This is a genomic window from Streptomyces sp. NBC_00442 (assembly GCF_036014195.1).
Lineage (GTDB): Bacteria > Actinomycetota > Actinomycetes > Streptomycetales > Streptomycetaceae > Streptomyces.
The window spans coordinates 4,571,830-4,588,487 of record NZ_CP107918.1; the positions used below are offsets into that span (position 1 = coordinate 4,571,830).

A 16,658-nucleotide genomic window follows, 5' to 3' on the forward strand; every position below is an offset into this window, starting at 1 on the left:
ACACGGTGGTGCTCCTTGGGTCAGCGGGCGGGGGTGGTCGGGGTGGCGGTGCCGGAGTCGTTCCGGCCGGCCCGGTCCGCGAACATCGGGGACGGCGAGCCGGAGAGCGTGCCGCGTGCGGGGAGGCCGGGGCGGGTGCCGGTCGGGGTGACGGGCGGGGTGGACGCGGACGGTGTGCCGTACGGCGGGACGGGCTGCGAGGCGTCGCCCCCCTGGGACGGTGTTCCCGTGCCCGGCACCGCGGACGGTGTTCCCCGGTCCCGCACGGGGGAGGGCGGGCCGGAGCCCTGCCCGGTGGAGGGCGTGCCGTCGGTCGGGGTGGCGGCGGGCGGCACCGGCGCGCCCTCCTGGAGCCGTGCGCCGAGCGCGGCGCCGGACCCGGCGAGCAGGCACACCGCGCAGGCGGCGAGCGCGGCGAGGTTGCGCCGGCGGCGGCGCAGTCCGCGGGCCGCGACGTGCGCGCCCGGCTCGGGGATCGTGTGCCGGGCCGCCGCGTCGGCCGCCCGCTTCAGGGCGCGAGCCAGGAACTCCTCGTCCCGGTGGACGTCAGACACCGTGTTCCTCCTCCAGGAGACGGGGCGCGAGGGCGGCCCTGGCGCGTGACAGGTGGGTCTTGACGGTCCCGGCGGAGATGCCGGTCTCGTGGGCGACCTGCTCCACGCTCAGGTCGCACACGTAGTGCAGTACGGCGACGCGGCGCTGGCGGTCGGAGAGGCCGCGCAGGGCGGCGACGAGGGCGACGGTGCCGGGGTCCGGTTCGGGGGCGGGGCCGGTGTGGGCGCGGTTGTGGCGGCGCCAGGCCTCGGCGGATCTGCGGGTGCGGCGCCAGCGGCTCACGGCCAGGCGCCAGGCCACGGTCCGCACCCAGGCGTCCGGGCCGGCGCCCGCGTCCAGCCCGTTCCGGCGGCCCCAGGCCCTGACGAAGGCCTCCTGGACCACGTCCTGGGCCTCGTGGAGGTCGCCCGTCATCAGGTACACCTGGCCCACCAGCGGTTTCACGGCGTGCGCGTAGAAGTCCTCGAACTCCTCGTCGGTCAATGCGGCTCCCGTGGCTGGATGGGTCTCACGGGGTATACGCCCCCCACCCCCTCCGCGGTTGACACCCCACCCCAACTTTCCCCCACCTCCTCCCTGGGGCTCCGCCCCGGACCCCGTATCGCGCCTCAAGGGCGCTCGTCCTCAAACTCCCCCAAGGCCTCAAGGGCCAGGGGGGACCCCCATGACGGGCTGAGGATGCCCATGCCGCCCGGCACCGGATGGCTGAGGGGCGCGGGGAACTGCGCGAGACGCGGGCACGGTCCGCACACGAAAACCGGCCTTTTAAGGGGCGTGGGGAACTGCGCGAGAAGCGGGCACGGTCCGCAGATGGCAGCGGGGTTAGGGGCGCGGGGAACTGCGCGGGACGCGGGCACGGTCCGCACACGAAAACCGGCCTTTTAAGGGGCGCGGGGAACTGCGCGGGAGGTCGTGGGGGTCCGGGGTGCGGGGGGCGCCCGGGGGTGGGGTGGGTGCGGCGGCGTGGGGGGCCGGGGCGTCGTACGCTGGAGACCCCGGCCCGTACGACGTGTCGGGCAGTTCGCGTTGCCCACCCCCCCGGGACGGATGCCCTCCATGAGCCTGCACGGTCTGCTGGACGCAGTTGTACGAGACCCCGCGCTCGCCGACGCGGTGAAGGCCGCCACCGACGGCCACCGGACGCACATTGACCTGGTCGGCCCCCCCGCCGCCCGCCCCTTCGCCGTCGCGGGCCTCGCGCGCGAGGCGGGCCGCACGGTGCTCGCCGTGACCGCCACCGGCCGCGAGGCCGAGGACCTGGCGGAGGCGCTGCGCGCGATGCTGCCCGCCGACGAGGTCGTCGAGTACCCGTCCTGGGAGACGCTGCCGCACGAACGCCTCTCGCCGCGCAGCGACACCGTGGGCCGCCGCCTCGCCGTGCTGCGCCGCCTCACCCACCCCAGCAAGGACGACCCGTCCGCGGGCCCGGTCTCCGTCGTCGTCGCACCCATCCGCTCCGTACTGCAACCGCAGGTCAAGGGGCTCGGAGACCTCGTCCCGGTCTCCCTGCGCACCGGGCAGAGCGCGGATCTCGGCGAGATCGTCGAAGGGCTCGCCGCGGCCGCGTACGCCCGGGTCGAACTCGTCGAGAAGCGCGGGGAGTTCGCGGTCCGCGGCGGCATCCTCGATGTGTTCCCGCCCACCGAGGAGCACCCGCTGCGCGTGGAGTTCTGGGGCGACGACGTCGAGGAGATCCGCTACTTCAAGGTCGCCGACCAGCGCTCCCTCGAAGTCGCCGAGCACGGCCTGTGGGCGCCGCCCTGCCGCGAGCTGCTGCTCACCGCCGATGTGCGCAGCCGCGCCGCCGTCCTTGCCGAGGAGCACCCCGAGCTCGGCGAGCTGCTCGGGAAGATCGCCGAGGGGATCGCGGTGGAGGGGATGGAGTCCCTCGCCCCGGTCCTCGTCGACGAGATGGAGCTGCTCATCGACGTGCTGCCCAAGGGTGCGATGGCCGTGGTGTGCGACCCGGAGCGGGTGCGGACCAGGGCCGCGGACCTGGTCGCGACCAGCCAGGAGTTCCTCCAGGCGTCCTGGGCGGCCAGCGCCGGCGGGGGAGAGGCACCCATCGACGTGGACGCCGCGTCGCTGTGGGGCATCGCCGACGTCCGCGACCGGGCCCGTGAGCTCGGCATGATGTGGTGGTCGGTGTCCCCGTTCGCCGCCGACGACGCGGACGTGGACGAGGAAACCCTCAAGCTGGGCATGCACGCCCCCGAGACGTACCGCGGCGACACCCAGCGCGCGCTCGCCGACACCAAGCAGTGGCTCGCCGACGGCTGGCGCACGGTGTACGTGACGGCGGGCCACGGCCCCGCGTCGCGCACCGTCGAAGTCCTCGGCGGTGAGGGCATCGCGGCCCGACTCGACGCGGAACTCGGCGAGTTGACGCCCTCCGTCGTCCAGGTGACGTGCGGCGCCATCGACTACGGGTTCATCGACCCCGCGCTCAAGCTCGCCGTTCTGACCGAGACCGACCTCACCGGCCAGCGCAGCGCCACCAAGGACCTCGGCCGGATGCCGGCCCGCCGCCGCAAGACCATCGACCCGCTCACCCTTGAGGTGGGCGACTACATCGTGCACGAGCAGCATGGCGTGGGCCGCTACATCGAGATGGTCCAGCGCACGGTGCAGAACGCGACGCGCGAGTACCTGCTCGTCGAGTACGCGCCCGCCAAGCGCGGCCAGCCCGGCGACCGGCTCTACATTCCCACCGACCAGCTGGAGCAGGTGACCAAGTACGTCGGCGGCGAGGCCCCGACGCTGCACCGGCTCGGCGGCGCCGACTGGACCAAGACCAAGGCGCGCGCCAAGAAGGCCGTCAAGGAGATCGCCGCCGACCTGATCCGGCTGTACTCGGCCCGCATGGCCGCGCCCGGTCACGCCTTCGGCCCGGACACGCCGTGGCAGCGCGAGCTGGAGGACGCGTTCCCGTACGCGGAGACCCCCGACCAGCTCTCCACGATCGCCGAGGTCAAGGAGGACATGGAGAAGACGGTCCCGATGGACCGGCTCATCTGCGGTGACGTCGGCTACGGCAAGACGGAGATCGCGGTGCGCGCCGCGTTCAAGGCCGTGCAGGACGGCAAGCAGGTCGCCGTTCTGGTCCCCACCACGCTTCTGGTGCAGCAGCACTTCGGTACGTTCAGCGAGCGGTACGCCCAATTCCCCGTCAACGTAAGGGCGTTGAGCCGGTTCCAGAGCGACACCGAGGCGAAGGCGACGCTTGAGGGGCTGAAGGACGGCTCGGTCGACCTCGTCATCGGCACGCACCGCCTGTTCTCCTCGGAGACCAAGTTCAAGGACCTGGGCCTGGTCATCGTCGACGAGGAGCAGCGTTTCGGCGTCGAGCACAAGGAGCAGCTGAAGAAGCTCCGCGCCAACGTGGACGTCCTGACGATGTCCGCCACCCCCATTCCCCGTACGCTCGAAATGGCCGTCACCGGCATCCGCGAGATGTCCACGATCACGACCCCGCCGGAGGAGCGCCACCCGGTCCTCACGTTCGTCGGGCCGTACGAGGAGAAGCAGATCGGCGCGGCCGTGCGGCGCGAGCTGCTGCGCGAGGGCCAGGTCTTCTACATCCACAACCGGGTCGAGTCCATCGACCGGGCGGCGGCCAGGCTCCGCGAGATCGTGCCGGAGGCGCGCATCCAGACCGCGCACGGGCAGATGGGCGAGAGCCAGCTGGAGCAGGTCGTGGTCGACTTCTGGGAGAAGAAGTTCGACGTGCTCGTCTCGACGACGATCGTCGAGTCCGGCATCGACATCTCCAACGCCAACACCCTCATCGTCGAGCGCGGCGACAACTTCGGCCTCTCCCAGCTGCACCAGCTGCGCGGCCGCGTCGGCCGTGGCCGCGACCGGGGCTACGCCTACTTCCTGTACCCGCCGGAGAAGCCGCTGACGGAGACCGCGCACGAGCGGCTCGCCACCATCGCCCAGCACACCGAGATGGGCGCGGGCATGTACGTGGCGATGAAGGACCTGGAGATCCGCGGCGCGGGCAACCTGCTGGGCGGCGAGCAGTCCGGGCACATCGCGGGCGTCGGCTTCGACCTGTACGTCCGCATGGTCGGCGAGGCCGTCGCCGACTACCGGGCGCAGATGGACGGCGGCGAGCTGGAGGAGGCTCCCCTCGAAGTCAAGATCGAGCTGCCGGTCGACGCGCACGTCCCGCACGACTACGCGCCGGGTGAGCGGCTGCGCCTCCAGGCGTACCGGGCGATCGCCTCGGCCAACTCCGAGGAGGACGTCAAGGCGGTGCGCGAGGAGCTCACCGACCGTTACGGCAAGCTGCCCGAGCCGGTCGAGAACCTGCTCCTGGTGGCCGGCCTGCGCATGCTGGCCCGCGCCTGCGGGGTCGGCGAGATCGTGCTCCAGGGTCCCAACATCCGCTTCGCGCCGGTGGAGTTGAGGGAGTCGCAGGAGCTGCGCCTCAAGCGGCTCTACCCGCGCACGATCATCAAGGCGCCCACCCGGCAGATCCTGGTGCCGCGCCCGACCGCCGGCAAGATCGGCGGCAAGCCGGTGGTGGGCCGGGAGCTGCTCGCGTGGACCGGCGAGTTCCTCACGACGATCCTGGGGTCGTGAGACGGCTGAGGTGAAGGGGAGCGAGGGGTGGACCGCGTGGTGCGGCCACCCCTCATTCGCGTCCGGGACCGTTGACGGGCGGGCGGCCGGGTAGGAGTACCTACGATTGCGAGGTTCCGCCAACTGCTGCCAGGATGGCCCGCTTTGATGCGTATCAACCGAATCAACCGAATCAGCCGAAACGCGCTGCCCGCGACCGCCCTCGCCGCCGCCCTCGTCGTCACCGGCTGCGGGCCCGGCACCACCGCGAAGGGCGGCGCCCCGGGTGCCAAGGGCGCCGCCGGGTCCGCGCTCGCCGCGGTCGACCAGCTCACCGTCAAGGGGCGGGCCCCGAAGACCGGTTACAGCCGCGACCAGTTCGGCAAGGGCTGGAGCGACACCGACCACAACGGCTGCGAGACCCGCGAGGACATACTGAAGCGGGACCTGAAGGACGTGAAGCTCAAGGACAAGTGCGACGTCTCGTCCGGCACGCTCGCGCACGACCCGTACACCGGGCAGTCCATCACCTTCAAGCGCGGCGCAAGCAAGATCGACATCGATCATGTTGTGGCGCTCTCGGACGCCTGGCAGAAGGGTGCGCAGCAGTGGGACAAGCAGAAGCGGACCGCGTTCGCCAATGACCCGCTCAACCTGATCGCCGTCGACGCGAGCGCGAACCGTCGCAAGAGCGACGGCGACGCGGCCACCTGGCTGCCGCCGTACAAGGCGTACCGCTGTACGTATGTGGCGGACCAGGTGGCCGTGAAGAAGAAGTACGGGGTGTGGCTGACCGATGCCGAGAGGACCGCGATGAAGTCGGTCCTGGACGGCTGCCGCGACCAGAAGCTCCCGGCGGGCTGAGGGTGCTCCCCGCCGGGGCCGGGGAGCGTCGTCAGCCCGCCGCGATCTGGGACTTCGGCGGGGCGACGGCGTGGACGGGCCGGCCGAAGTCCGAGAATTCGAGGGTTCCGGGGTCGTCGCCGCCCACGGAGACCAGCTTCAAGAGGTAGTGCTTGCCGGTGGTCGCCACGTAGGCGGTATCGCGCTCTTGGCCGTCCCGGCTGGTAAGGACGAGGGCGGGGTGCCCGTCGACCGTGGTGGTAGCGCCCTTCTTGGCGGAGGTGTCGACGGCGCGCCTGTCCGGGGTGTCGAGAAGGCCGTTCAGGTCGCAGACCTGAGCCATGCTCTTGCCGTCGGCGGTCGAGGTGGGCACCTTCGTCCAGGTGTGGGCTCCCGCGGGCCGCACATAGACGGTCTTGCCGGCCTTGATCATGGTGATGGTGTCCTTGCCCGACCGCAGGGTGCCCGTGCAGTCGCCCTTCACGTCCATGGCCGCATCCACCTGGGTCGGACCGTCCTTGGCGTCGGTGGTGTCCGCCTTGAGGCGCAGCGAAGGGGCTTTGAGGTTCTCCTCCATCGCGTCGTTGAATATCTGCCCGGCGCTACGGCCGGCGAACGGGTCCTTCGCCGTGGCCGGGGTTGCCGCGGCCGGGGTTGCCGAGGCCGGGGCCTTGGCGGCGGCCGAGTCCTTGGCCGAGCCGGAGCCCGTGCCCGACGAACAGGCCGTCAGGGCCGAGGTGGTGCAGAGGAACAGCGCGGTGGTGGTGACGATCGTGCGGCGGCGCATGGTGTGAACTCCCCCTGGGGGCGCGGTGATGCGGAGTGGTGGTGCGTGGCGTTGGCGCGGGCCGGGGCGGACTGGCAGGTGCGGCGGCCGCGGCACATCAGAGCAGAATTCCGTGAACCGAGTCAACAGCGCTACATTGATCGTTATCGTTCACGGCGTGTATGGAGTGCTGCGGCGGGCGTTCGGTAGGCTCGGCGCACAACGGCGACGAGGGGAGCGGCCAAGTGCCGGAGCACGCAGCGGAGGTGACCGCGGCCTCCATCGCCCGGCTCGCGGGGGTGGGCCGGGCGGCGGTCAGCAACTGGCGTCGCCGGCACGCCGACTTCCCCAAGCCGGTCGGCGGCACCGACACCAGCCCCTCCTTCGCGCTCGACGAAGTCGAGCAATGGCTGCGCGAGCAGGGCAAGCTCGTCGAAGTCCCGCTGCGGGAACGCATCTGGCAGCAGCTCTCGGGCCACCCGGCGGGCGCCGTCACCGCCCTCGTCCACACCGGCTGCGTCCTGCTTCTGCTGCGTCAACGGCCTGATGGATGGCGCGAGTTGGCGGATCTCCGTGACGCGGCCGTGGCCGAGCCGCTGGCAGGTCTGCTCGGCGAGGTGCTGGACGAACGGTTCGGCCGGGGCGACGCCGACGCCCCTGTTCCCGCCCGCTCTGTGAACACCCCCAGCGCCGACGAACTCGCCCCCTCCGTGCCGCTGCTGCGCGGGGCCGTCGAGCTCGCCGCCGAGACCGGGGCCCGGGACGCCTTCGAGTTCCTGCTGGGCCGCCACCTCGACGCCAACCCCCGCCAGTACACGCTCACCCCGCAGGGCCCCGCCGAGCTGATGGCCGCCCTCGCGGGCCCCGCCGCCACCGTTCTCGACCCGGCCTGCGGCACCGGTACCCTGCTGGGCGCGCTGCCCGGGGCCACCGTCCTGCACGGCCAGGACGCCGACCCCGACCTCGCCGCGCTCACCGCACTCCGGCTCGCCCTCGCGGGACCCGCCGGCATCCGTACCGCGGCCGCCGACTCGCTGCGCGCGGACGCCTTCCCCGAGTCGGCCGCCGACGCCGTGCTGTGCCACCCACCGTTCAACGAGCGGGCCTGGGGCCACGACGAACTCGCCTACGACCCGCGCTGGGAGTACGGCCTGCCGGCCCGCACCGAGTCCGAACTCGCCTGGGTGCAGCACGCGTTGGCCCGGCTGCGCGAGGGCGGCACCGCCGTGCTCCTCATGCCGCCCGCCGCCGCGTCGCGCCGCTCGGGCCGCCGCGTCCGCGCGGACCTGCTGCGACGCGGCGCCCTGCGCGCGGTCGTCGCGCTGCCCCCCGGGGCCGCGCCCCCGTACGGCATCCCGCTGCACGTGTGGGTGCTGCGCAGGCCCGGTGCCGCCACCCGCCCCGCCGCCGAACTCCTCCTCGTCGACACCGCGGGCGTCGAGGGCGCCGCCGCCGACGGCGGCCGCGACCGGCTGCCCTGGGCCGCCCTGCGCTCGGCGGTGCTCGACGCGTGGACCCCGTTCGACCGTGACGGCACGGCCGCCGAGCAGCCCGGGGTGAGCCGGTCGGTGCCCGTCATCGAACTCCTCGACGACGACGTCGACCTGGCCCCGGCCCGCCATCTGCCGCCCCCCGCAGCCAAAGGCGGCACCGCCGCGCTCGACGCCGTGCGTGAACGTCTCGACGCCACCCTGCGGCGCGCCGCCGAGCTGGCCCCGCCGCCCGCGGTGCCCGCCCCCGGCGCCCGCTGGTCCCTCACCACCGTCGGCGAACTCGCCCGAGCCGGAGCGCTGTTGCTGCGTCCCGGCGGCGCCGGAACGGTGAGCGGCGCCGGAACCGGAGGCGCCCCGCCCGCGGTCCTCACCGAGCACGACGTACTGGCCGGCGCCGAGCCCTCGGGCACCCTGCCCGAAGGCCCCGCCGAGGAGCCGGTGCTCACCCGGGCCGGCGACGTCGTGGTGCCGGTGCTCGGCGGCGGCGCGATCGCCCGGGTCGTGGACGACGCCCACGCGGGCGCCGCGCTCGGCCGCAACCTCCAGCTCCTGCGGCCCGAACCCGGCGCCCTCGACCCGTGGTTCCTCGCCGGGTTCCTGCGCGGCACGGCCAACAACCGCCGGGCCAGCAGCCACGCCACCACCGCCACCCGGCTCGACGTGCGCAGACTGCACCTGCCCCGGCTGCCCCTGGCCGACCAGCGGCGCTACGGCGAACGCTTCCGCGCGCTCGCCGCCTTCGAGGACGCGCTGCGCCTCGCGGGACGGCTCGGCGACCAGCTCGTGCGAGGGCTGCACGACGGCCTGACGGACGGCACGTTCGACCCGGCGACGGGCACCGTGCGGGAGGCCCGGCCGCCCCGTCCCCGATGACGGTTGGATACCGGCCAGGGGATCGGCGGGGCCGGTGTCGGTGACGGTGTATACGCTCTTGATACGGGCCGCGGCACGGTCCGTATCAAGAGCGCATACACCGACCAGTCCCGACCCGTCACAGTTCAGGAGCAGCGATGCACGGCCCCGGCTATGGACCGCCGCAGCCCCGCCCTTCCGGGGCGACGGCGATGGTGCTGCGCGTGCTGTTCGCGGTGGTGCCGCTGGCCAGTTGCGGCCTGCTGTCGTGGACGGCGCTGCTGCGCCTGGCGATCGTGACCCGGCGCCGGGCGCACTGGACGCTGTTCTGGGCCCAACTGGTCCTGTACATCGTGTTCTTCTCCTTCGTCGTGGCGTCGACCCGCGACGGCGACTGGCAGCAGAACGTCGGCATGAGCGGCCTGCTCTCCCTCGCCGCCGTCACCACGGCCTACTTCCTGTACGCGGACATACGCCACGCCGCGCGGCCCCCGTTCGCGCCGAGCACGTACGGCCCGGCCGTCGGGTACGGGCCGCCGCACATACCCGGGGCCACGGCCCCGCAGTTCGGTCCGTACGCCAACCCCTACGCCGAGACCCCCGTGCCGGGCGCGCCTCCCGTTCCGGCCCGCCCCGCGCCCGTGCCTCCCGCGCCCGTGCCTCCCGCGCCCGTGCCTCCCGCGCCTATGCCTCACGCTTCGGTGCCCGCGCCCGTGCCGCCGCAGCCGCGCACCCCGGCCGCGCCCAGGATCGACCAGGTCAGGGCCGAACTCGACGAACTGTCGCAGTACCTGCGCAAGGGGACCGAGGGCGAGGCCCGGTGACCGTGGGGCGCGTCATCGCCGGACGGTACGAACTGGCGGCGCTGCTCGGCCAGGGCGGCATGGGGCAGGTGTGGACGGCGTACGACCGGCGCCTGGACCGGCGGGTCGCGGTGAAGCTCCTGCGTCCCGACCGGGTCGCTGGCTCCGGCAGGGCCGACGAGGCGGAGGAGTTGCGGCGCCGCTTCGTGCGCGAATGCCGGGTGACCGCGCAGGTCGACCATCCCGGGCTCGTCACCGTCCACGACGCGGGCAGCGACGGCGACGACCTGTACCTCGTGATGCAGCACGTCGCGGGCGCCGACCTCGCCGACCACCTCGCCGAACACGGGCCCTACCCGTGGCCGTGGGCGGTGGCCGTAGCGGCCCAGCTGTGCGCGGTGCTCTCCGCCGTGCACGCGGTGCCGATCGTCCACCGCGACCTCAAGCCGCGCAACGTGATGGTGAAGCCGGACGGCACGGTGACCGTCCTCGACCTGGGCGTCGCCTCGGTCCTCGACTCCGACACCACGCGCCTCACCCACACCGGCTCACCCATCGGCTCGCCCGCCTACATGGCGCCCGAGCAGGCGATGGGCGGCGCGGTCGGCCCGTACACCGATCTGTACGCACTGGGCGTGCTGCTGCACGAACTGCTCAGCGGCGACGTCCCGTTCGCGGGATCCACCGTGCTCGGCGTACTGCACCGCCACCTGTACGAGGCGCCCGTCGCGGTACGCGGGCTGCGCCCCGAGGTGCCCGAGCCGCTCGAAGCGCTCGTGCTGCGCCTGCTCGCCAAGGACCCGCAGGACAGGCCGAGTTGCGCTCAGGAGGTGTACGAGGCGCTGGCGCCGCTGCTGCCGGAGCGGGGCGGTGCCGGTCCCGTGGGCCCGCTCGACCCCACTCGCCCCTTCCTGCGGCCGCACGCGCCCTGGCCGGACCGGGTCGCCACGCCCGCGCCGGGACCGATCACCGTGACGCCGCCCGTGCCGACGGTGCCGCCGCGGCCCGATGTGGCGGGCGCGGTCGACGAGGTCAAGCGGCTGCTCGGCGAGGGCCGCATCACCCAGGCCGTCGACATTCTCGGCTCGATCCTGCCCGCCGCGGCGGCCGAGCACGGTGAACGGTCGCCCGTGGTACGGATCCTGCGCAAGCAGTACGCGGCGACGCTGATGGACGACGGCCAGTACCGGCGGGCCCTGCCCGAGCTGCGCCGGCTCGCCGCGGACCGGGCGGCGGAGGCCGGCCCCGCCGACCCGCAGGCCCTGGACTTCCGCCACGACGTGGCGCAGTGCCTCGAACAACTCGGGGAGGCGGTGGGGGCGCTCGCCGAGTACCGGGCGGTGCTGCCGGGTCTTGAGGCGCTGTACGCCGGGGCCGACCCGTCCCGCCCCTTCGCCGTCCGGCACCGGATCGGGGACCTGTTGCTGGCGGTGGGTGAGCACGGGGCGGGGCATCGGCAGCTCCAGTCCCTCCTGTGGGACGCGGAGCGGGTGTACGGGGTGCAGCACGCCTACCCCGCCGAACTGCGCCGGGCCCTGGCCCGCCAACGAGAGGTCCGCGGGGCGTAGTCCCGCCCCCGCTGTCGTATGCGGCCCGGTGATCCGTACGGCCGTGTCCATGTGCCGAGTGGTTCGTCCGCGCCGGTCTCAGGCACGGTCCTGGCCTCCGTCGCCGGGTCCGGCGCTCTCGCCTCCCTGTGTGGGAAGCAACGGGAACAGACGACTGATGAGGGCGACCGGCCGAGCCTGAGCGGGCCGGGCGGAGGGATTTGTCTCCCTGTCCTGGTACCTCTCGAGTGTCAGGCGCAGGGCTGTGGCGAGGGTGCTCATCTCGTCGGGCGTCAGGTAGACCACGGCGCTGAACGCCTCGTCCTTGCGCCATGCGTGCGGGGCCTGGTCCCGCTGGGCCAGCCAGCGCTGGTAACTCTCGTCCTCCAAGCCGCGGGCCAGATCGCCGAACCCCTCTTGCACGGATGAAGCGTCCCCCGGATGCGCCGGCGCTTGGCGCAGGCGCCAGGGCCGCGCGCGGCCACCGGCATGCGGGACTTCTTCGATGTGCCCGTAGCGGGCGAGTTGACGCAGATGGAAGGAGCACAGCCCGGAGCTCAAGCCGAGGCGGCCGGCCGCCTGCGTTGCAGTGACCGTCCCCACCTCTGCCAGCAGGTCCAGCAATGCGCGACGCACCGCGTGCTCGGGCGGTTCTCCCTCCGTGCCGCGGGAGTTGGCGGGTGCTGTCCGCGGTCGTGGGGCGTCGGCTTCCTCTTTGGTCACTTTGCAAAGTCTGCTACTTTGCAAAGCAGTTGGTCAAGCTGCTCGGCCCAACCACTCGGCACACAGGCCCTGTTGTGGCGAACTCCCCGTCTTCCAGGATTCAGAAAAAGGTGATCTGCGCCGTGTCCGTACTTCATGACCACGCCGGCGTCCTCGACCGGCGGGTCCGCGTGCAGGGCCGGCCCATCGACTCCTACCCGGCACTGCCCCCGGAAGCTGTGCGCGGCTCGGTGCGGCGGGTCACGGTGGTCGGCGAAGAGGTCCTGCATCAGCCCTGCCAGGAGGTGACCGAGTTCCGCACTCCCGCACTGCACCGACTCATCGACGACATGTTCTTGACCATGCACGTCGCCGACGGCGCGGGACTGGCCGCCAACCAGGTCGGCATCGACCTGCGGTTGTTCGTCTACGACTGCCGGGACGAAGACGGCGTTCGGCACGTCGGCCACCTCATCAATCCGGTCCTCGACGAGCCCGATCCCGCCCGCCGCAGGCTCATCGAGGACACCGAGGGCTGCCTCTCCGTACCCGGAGCCCGCATGGACCTGCCACGTACCGACCACGCCGTGGCCCGCGGGTTCGACAAGGACGGAAACGCTCTCGTCATCCAAGGCACCGGCTACTTCGCCCGCTGCCTGCAACACGAGACCGACCACCTGAACGGCCACCTCTACCTCGACCGGCTCTCCACACGCGACCGCAAGGACGCACTGCGCCAGATGGCAGCCCGCCGCGAGCAGGTCTTCGCCGAACGCGCAGCTAAAGCAGCACAACTCGGCCACTGACCCACGGCAGCGGTCCACCACCAGGATGGTGATCGCCCCGCACGCCCCGGACTCCAGCGTCAACCCCCGAAGGATTGCGAAGCGGACCGCTCAGCTACTCGGTGCCGGGCCACAGGGGCCACCTCGGCCTGCCATGGGGGTCCCCCTGGCCCTTAAGGCCTTGGGGGAGTTTGAGGACGAGCGCCCTTCAGGAGCGATACGGGTCTGGGGCGGAGCCCCAGGGGCCCCGGCTTTCGGCGTGCGGGCCGTGGATGGCTGATCGCGCAGTTCCCCGCGCCCCTGACGGGCTCGATCGGCGGCGCAGGCGGGACCACAGCGGGATCGTCAGGAGGGCCAGGGCGGACAGACCGCCCACCGCTGCGCCCGAGCGCAGCCCCGGCGGCCGGAAGCCGCACTCCACCACCCTCGCCCCGGCGGGCAGGGGCACGGCGACCAGGCCCAGGTGGTCGGCCGCGGGGACCGCCGCCGCGCCGTTCACCCCGCAGGTCCACCCCGAGATCCGCGGCATCGCGAACACGGCCGTACCCGCCGCCCCCGCCGGCAGCTCCGCACGGACCGAGCTGTCCGAGACCGAGACCCGCGTCGCCCCCGTCGTGCGCAGCCGATCGACCGCGCGGGCCAGCGCCGCCCGGTCCAGGCACCCCAGCTCCACGGACCGGTCCGCGGAGCGCCCCGCGGGCGACAGCGTCACGTGCGAGGCGCGCCCCGGACCCGCCGACGTGCCGAACGGGATCAGCGGGGCCCGCCGGCTGGGCGCGCCGCCGCGCATCTCCACGGCCGGCCCGTCGCCGAGCCGCGCCGTGCCGAAGTGCTCCGGCGCCCACAGGAAGATGCCGGTCCCGGCGGGGCAGCCCTGCGCGAGGGTGCGGGTGGTGTAGACGCGGGCGCCCAGCAGGAGTTCCTGGTTGCGGAACGGGTCGGTGCCGTACGACGGGGCCGGCCCGGACGGGCGGAGCGTGACCAGGGGCGGGGTCGCGCCGGCCCGCACCAGGCTCGGCGCGCCGTCCTTGCCGGGCACCCGCACCCGCGCCCCCACGGAGAAGATCGCGTCGGTCACCGGATTGTCCAGGCTCTGCAACGCCCGCCCCCGCGAGGTCCAGCCGCCGCCGAGCGCGGTCATCGTACGGTTCAGGACCTCCGGGGTGAGGCTGGAGTAGTAGGCGCCGCCCTCGCCGCCCAGCAGCAGGGGGTCGTTGTTGGTGATCTGCCGCTGCCCGGGGTCGGTGCGGTACCGCGGCCAGTCGGCGGCGCCCGCTTCGAGGGCGGCCCGCTCGGTGTGGGCGGCGTCCCAGGCGGGGTAGCCGTCCATGCGGGCCGCCCGCTCCCGGTCCCCGTACGCCTGGGTGACGCCCGCCTGCGCGATCTGCGCCCCGGCGAGCAGGGTGAGCGCGGCGAGGGTGAGTCCGCGCCGGCCCCGGCGGGCCAGGAGCAGGGCGCCGGCCGCGGCGGCGACGCCCAGGGCGAGCAGGGGATACGTCCACGCGGAGATCAGTTCGCTGAAGGCCGCGCCCGCCGCGATCAGTGCGAGGACGGCGCCCCCGCCGAGCAGCGCGCGGCGTCCGGGAACGCCGTACGACAGACAGGTCCAGGCGGCGATCACGAGGATGCCGCACAGCACGAACGTCTGGCGGTAGGGGCTGCCGTTGGGGGTGACGAAGGCGTGCCAGGCCAGATGGGTGGGCTTCCACTGGAAGGAGAGCGCGACGGCGACGGCGAGGCCGGACCAGGCGTACCGCTCGCGGCGCGGCACCGCCCGGTGGAAGGCGAGGGCGCAGGCGAGGAGCAGCGCGCCGGTGCCGAGGAAGACGGCGGGGGAGGAGAAGGAGTAGGTACCGGGCAGGGTGCGGGCCAGGTAGTCGGGCCAGGACACCGGCGCGAACTCCCGTACCCAGCCCGGGTGGGCGTGTTTGGTGCCGAGGTAGACGGTGAACAGGACGGGCGCCGAGAGCCCGATGCCGATCGCGACCGAACGGGCCGCCACCAGCACCGCCCGTATGCGTTCTCGCGCGTCCGCGTCGCGGTCCACGGTCAGCAGGAGGAGCAGGACCAGCCCGGCGCCGAGGGTCGCCATGTAGGCGGTGTAGAAGTTGGCGGTCCAGGCGAGCGCCACGACCAGCGGTCCGAGCACCGGCCGCCGCCGGGCCCTCGCCCAGTGGCCGACCAGGCACAGCAGCGGGAAGGCGATCAGACCGTCGAGCCACATCGGGTTGTACGTGGACTCCAGGACCGACCAGCCGCACAGCGCGTACGAGGCGCCGAGCACCCCGGCCGCCCAGCGGTGGCGGACGGCGGGGCGCAGGGCGAGCAGCAGCACCGTCATCGCGACGGCCGCGGCGGCCGTCTTCAGGACGGTGATGACGTACACCGCGAGGTCGATCCGGTCGCGCGGGAACACGCCGACGAGGAGCGCGAACGGGCTGCTGAGATAGGTGCCGAGGTCGGGCAGGAACGAAGTGCCGTACCCGGACTGCCAGTTGAGGAGCAGCCCGCCTTCGGCGCGGCCGTGCAGCAGGTCCCACAGGTGGGCGTGGAAGGGGACGAACTGGTTGCCGAGGTCGTTGATGCTGCGGGTGTGCCGTTGCAGCGGACCCAGCGGGATCACCCCGGCGACGGCGTCCGCGCCGCAGACCGCGATCAGGGTGATCAGTGCGGACAGGGCGGCGGCCCGGGTGCGGGGGCGGCGGGCGGCCGGTGTGGGTGCCGGGGCCGCGGGCGGGGCGGGGGCGGCTTCGAGGATCGGCATGGTCGGCATCGGGGGTCCTTTGCTGTGCGCTGCCGACGAATATGCCGGACCGCGGGGCGCAACACGGCGGGCGCGGACGTCAGTTCACGCGATGGACGGCGCGGCTTCATCCCGCGTCACCCCCGCGACCGATGGGGGTCGCGAATCGTTGGGCGAATCAGTGGCCCCGGCCACGCCGACTGCCTACCATCGATCACCGCAAGGTCTTAGCAAGGTTCGTCGCCACACCGCACGTATCTGCTCCGCCGGGAGGCCCCTTTGCACCGCCGTCGTCGTACCGCGCTCTCCGTCTCCGTCGTCCTGCTCGCCGCGGGTCCGTTCCTGGCCGCGTGCGGCAGCACGGCCCATCCGGGGGCCGCGGCCGTCGTCGGGGGCGACCGGATCGAGGTCTCCGCGCTCCAGACCGAGGTCAAGGACGTACGGACGGCTCAGCGGCAGTCCCCGCAGTCCGCCCAGCTGATCAAGGACTCGGGTCAGCTCGGCAAGGTGAAGCTCAGCAACATGATCTTCGACCGGGTGCTCGCGCGCGCGGCCGAGCAGGCCGGGGTGAGCGTCAGCCGCAAGGAGACGCAGGACGCGCGGGCCGCGATGGTCCAGCAGGCCGGCGGCGAGGACCAGCTGCGCGAGCAGGCCCTCACCAACGGCGGGCTCGCCCCGGACCAGATCGACACCTACGTCCAGCGGCAGGTCACCGAGCAGAAGCTGGCCCAGGCCATCGGCGCGCGGACACAGCAGGACCTGCTGCCCGTCCTGGTCAAGGCGTCCAAGGAACTGCATGTGGACGTGAACCCCCGCTACGGCAGCTGGAACGCGAGCCAGATCCAGCTCGCCGACTACCAGGCACCGTGGATCGCCAGGGCCAAGCAGCCGGCCGCGCCCCAGGCCGCCCCCGAGGACCAGCAGGGTGCGCCGCAGGACCAGCAGGGCGCCGCCCAGGACCAGCAGGACGACCCGGGGGACTCCGCCGCGACCGGCTGAG

Annotated in this window: 12 protein-coding genes; 7 read left to right on the forward strand and 5 right to left on the reverse strand. The window is 73.3% G+C overall.

Annotated elements, in window-relative coordinates; translation table 11 throughout:
- Positions 1 to 20: 20 nt before the first annotated feature.
- Entirely contained in the window at positions 21 to 554 is a 534-nt protein-coding gene (locus OG432_RS20495) for a hypothetical protein (protein WP_328312410.1), read from the reverse strand.
- Positions 547 to 1,038, reverse strand: a complete 492-nt coding sequence (locus OG432_RS20500; protein WP_328312411.1) for a SigE family RNA polymerase sigma factor — start codon at positions 1,036 to 1,038, stop codon at positions 547 to 549. Before OG432_RS20500 ends, OG432_RS20495 begins: the two co-directional genes overlap by 8 nt.
- A 573-nt stretch (positions 1,039 to 1,611) precedes the next feature.
- Between OG432_RS20500 and mfd the strand changes: the two genes are divergently transcribed.
- Together mfd and OG432_RS20510 are read left to right on the forward strand one after the other, a co-directional pair.
- Entirely contained in the window at positions 1,612 to 5,145 is a 3,534-nt protein-coding gene (mfd, locus tag OG432_RS20505; protein ID WP_328312412.1) for a transcription-repair coupling factor, read from the forward strand.
- Between the two features lie 147 nt (positions 5,146 to 5,292).
- The gene (locus tag OG432_RS20510) at positions 5,293 to 5,988 is read left to right on the forward strand and encodes an HNH endonuclease family protein (RefSeq protein WP_328312413.1); all 696 of its coding nucleotides are present in this window, start codon (positions 5,293 to 5,295) and stop codon (positions 5,986 to 5,988) included.
- 31 nt (positions 5,989 to 6,019) lie between these two features.
- On the opposite strand, the gene OG432_RS20515 is transcribed toward OG432_RS20510, so the two are convergent.
- Complete coding sequence (locus OG432_RS20515) at positions 6,020 to 6,754, reverse strand: hypothetical protein (RefSeq protein WP_328312414.1); 735 nt, start codon at positions 6,752 to 6,754, stop codon at positions 6,020 to 6,022.
- Between the two features lie 224 nt (positions 6,755 to 6,978).
- Between OG432_RS20515 and OG432_RS20520 the strand changes: the two genes are divergently transcribed.
- The 3 genes from OG432_RS20520 (at position 6,979) to OG432_RS20530 (ending at position 11,449) form a co-directional block, all read left to right on the forward strand.
- Positions 6,979 to 9,099, forward strand: coding sequence for an N-6 DNA methylase (locus OG432_RS20520; protein ID WP_328312415.1), 2,121 nt, complete (start codon positions 6,979 to 6,981; stop codon positions 9,097 to 9,099).
- A 137-nt stretch (positions 9,100 to 9,236) separates the two neighbouring features.
- On the forward strand, positions 9,237 to 9,902 hold the full coding sequence (locus OG432_RS20525; RefSeq protein WP_328312416.1) for a hypothetical protein: 666 nt from the start codon (positions 9,237 to 9,239) through the stop codon (positions 9,900 to 9,902).
- Positions 9,899 to 11,449, forward strand: coding sequence for a serine/threonine-protein kinase (locus OG432_RS20530; RefSeq protein ID WP_328312417.1), 1,551 nt, complete (start codon positions 9,899 to 9,901; stop codon positions 11,447 to 11,449). The genes OG432_RS20525 and OG432_RS20530 overlap by 4 nt, the downstream gene beginning before the upstream one ends.
- A gap of 78 nt (positions 11,450 to 11,527) precedes the next feature.
- Here the strand turns inward: OG432_RS20530 and OG432_RS20535 are convergent, their stop codons facing one another.
- Positions 11,528 to 12,151: an ArsR/SmtB family transcription factor gene (locus OG432_RS20535; RefSeq protein ID WP_328312418.1), complete on the reverse strand. Its 624-nt coding sequence runs from the start codon at positions 12,149 to 12,151 to the stop codon at positions 11,528 to 11,530.
- 122 nt (positions 12,152 to 12,273) lie between these two features.
- On the opposite strand from OG432_RS20535, the gene def reads away from it, so the two are divergent.
- On the forward strand, positions 12,274 to 12,936 hold the full coding sequence (gene def, locus OG432_RS20540) for a peptide deformylase (RefSeq protein WP_328312419.1): 663 nt from the start codon (positions 12,274 to 12,276) through the stop codon (positions 12,934 to 12,936).
- A gap of 187 nt (positions 12,937 to 13,123) precedes the next feature.
- On the opposite strand, the gene OG432_RS20545 is transcribed toward def, so the two are convergent.
- Positions 13,124 to 15,688 carry a YfhO family protein gene (locus OG432_RS20545; RefSeq protein ID WP_443058423.1) on the reverse strand — a complete coding sequence of 855 codons (2,565 nt, stop codon included), beginning with the start codon at positions 15,686 to 15,688 and terminating at the stop codon, positions 13,124 to 13,126.
- Positions 15,689 to 15,937: 249 nt separating this feature from the next.
- Here OG432_RS20545 and OG432_RS20550 point away from each other — a divergent pair, with 249 nt between their 5' ends.
- Complete coding sequence (locus OG432_RS20550) at positions 15,938 to 16,657, forward strand: SurA N-terminal domain-containing protein (RefSeq protein WP_328312420.1); 720 nt, start codon at positions 15,938 to 15,940, stop codon at positions 16,655 to 16,657.
- Position 16,658: the final 1 nt, after the last annotated feature.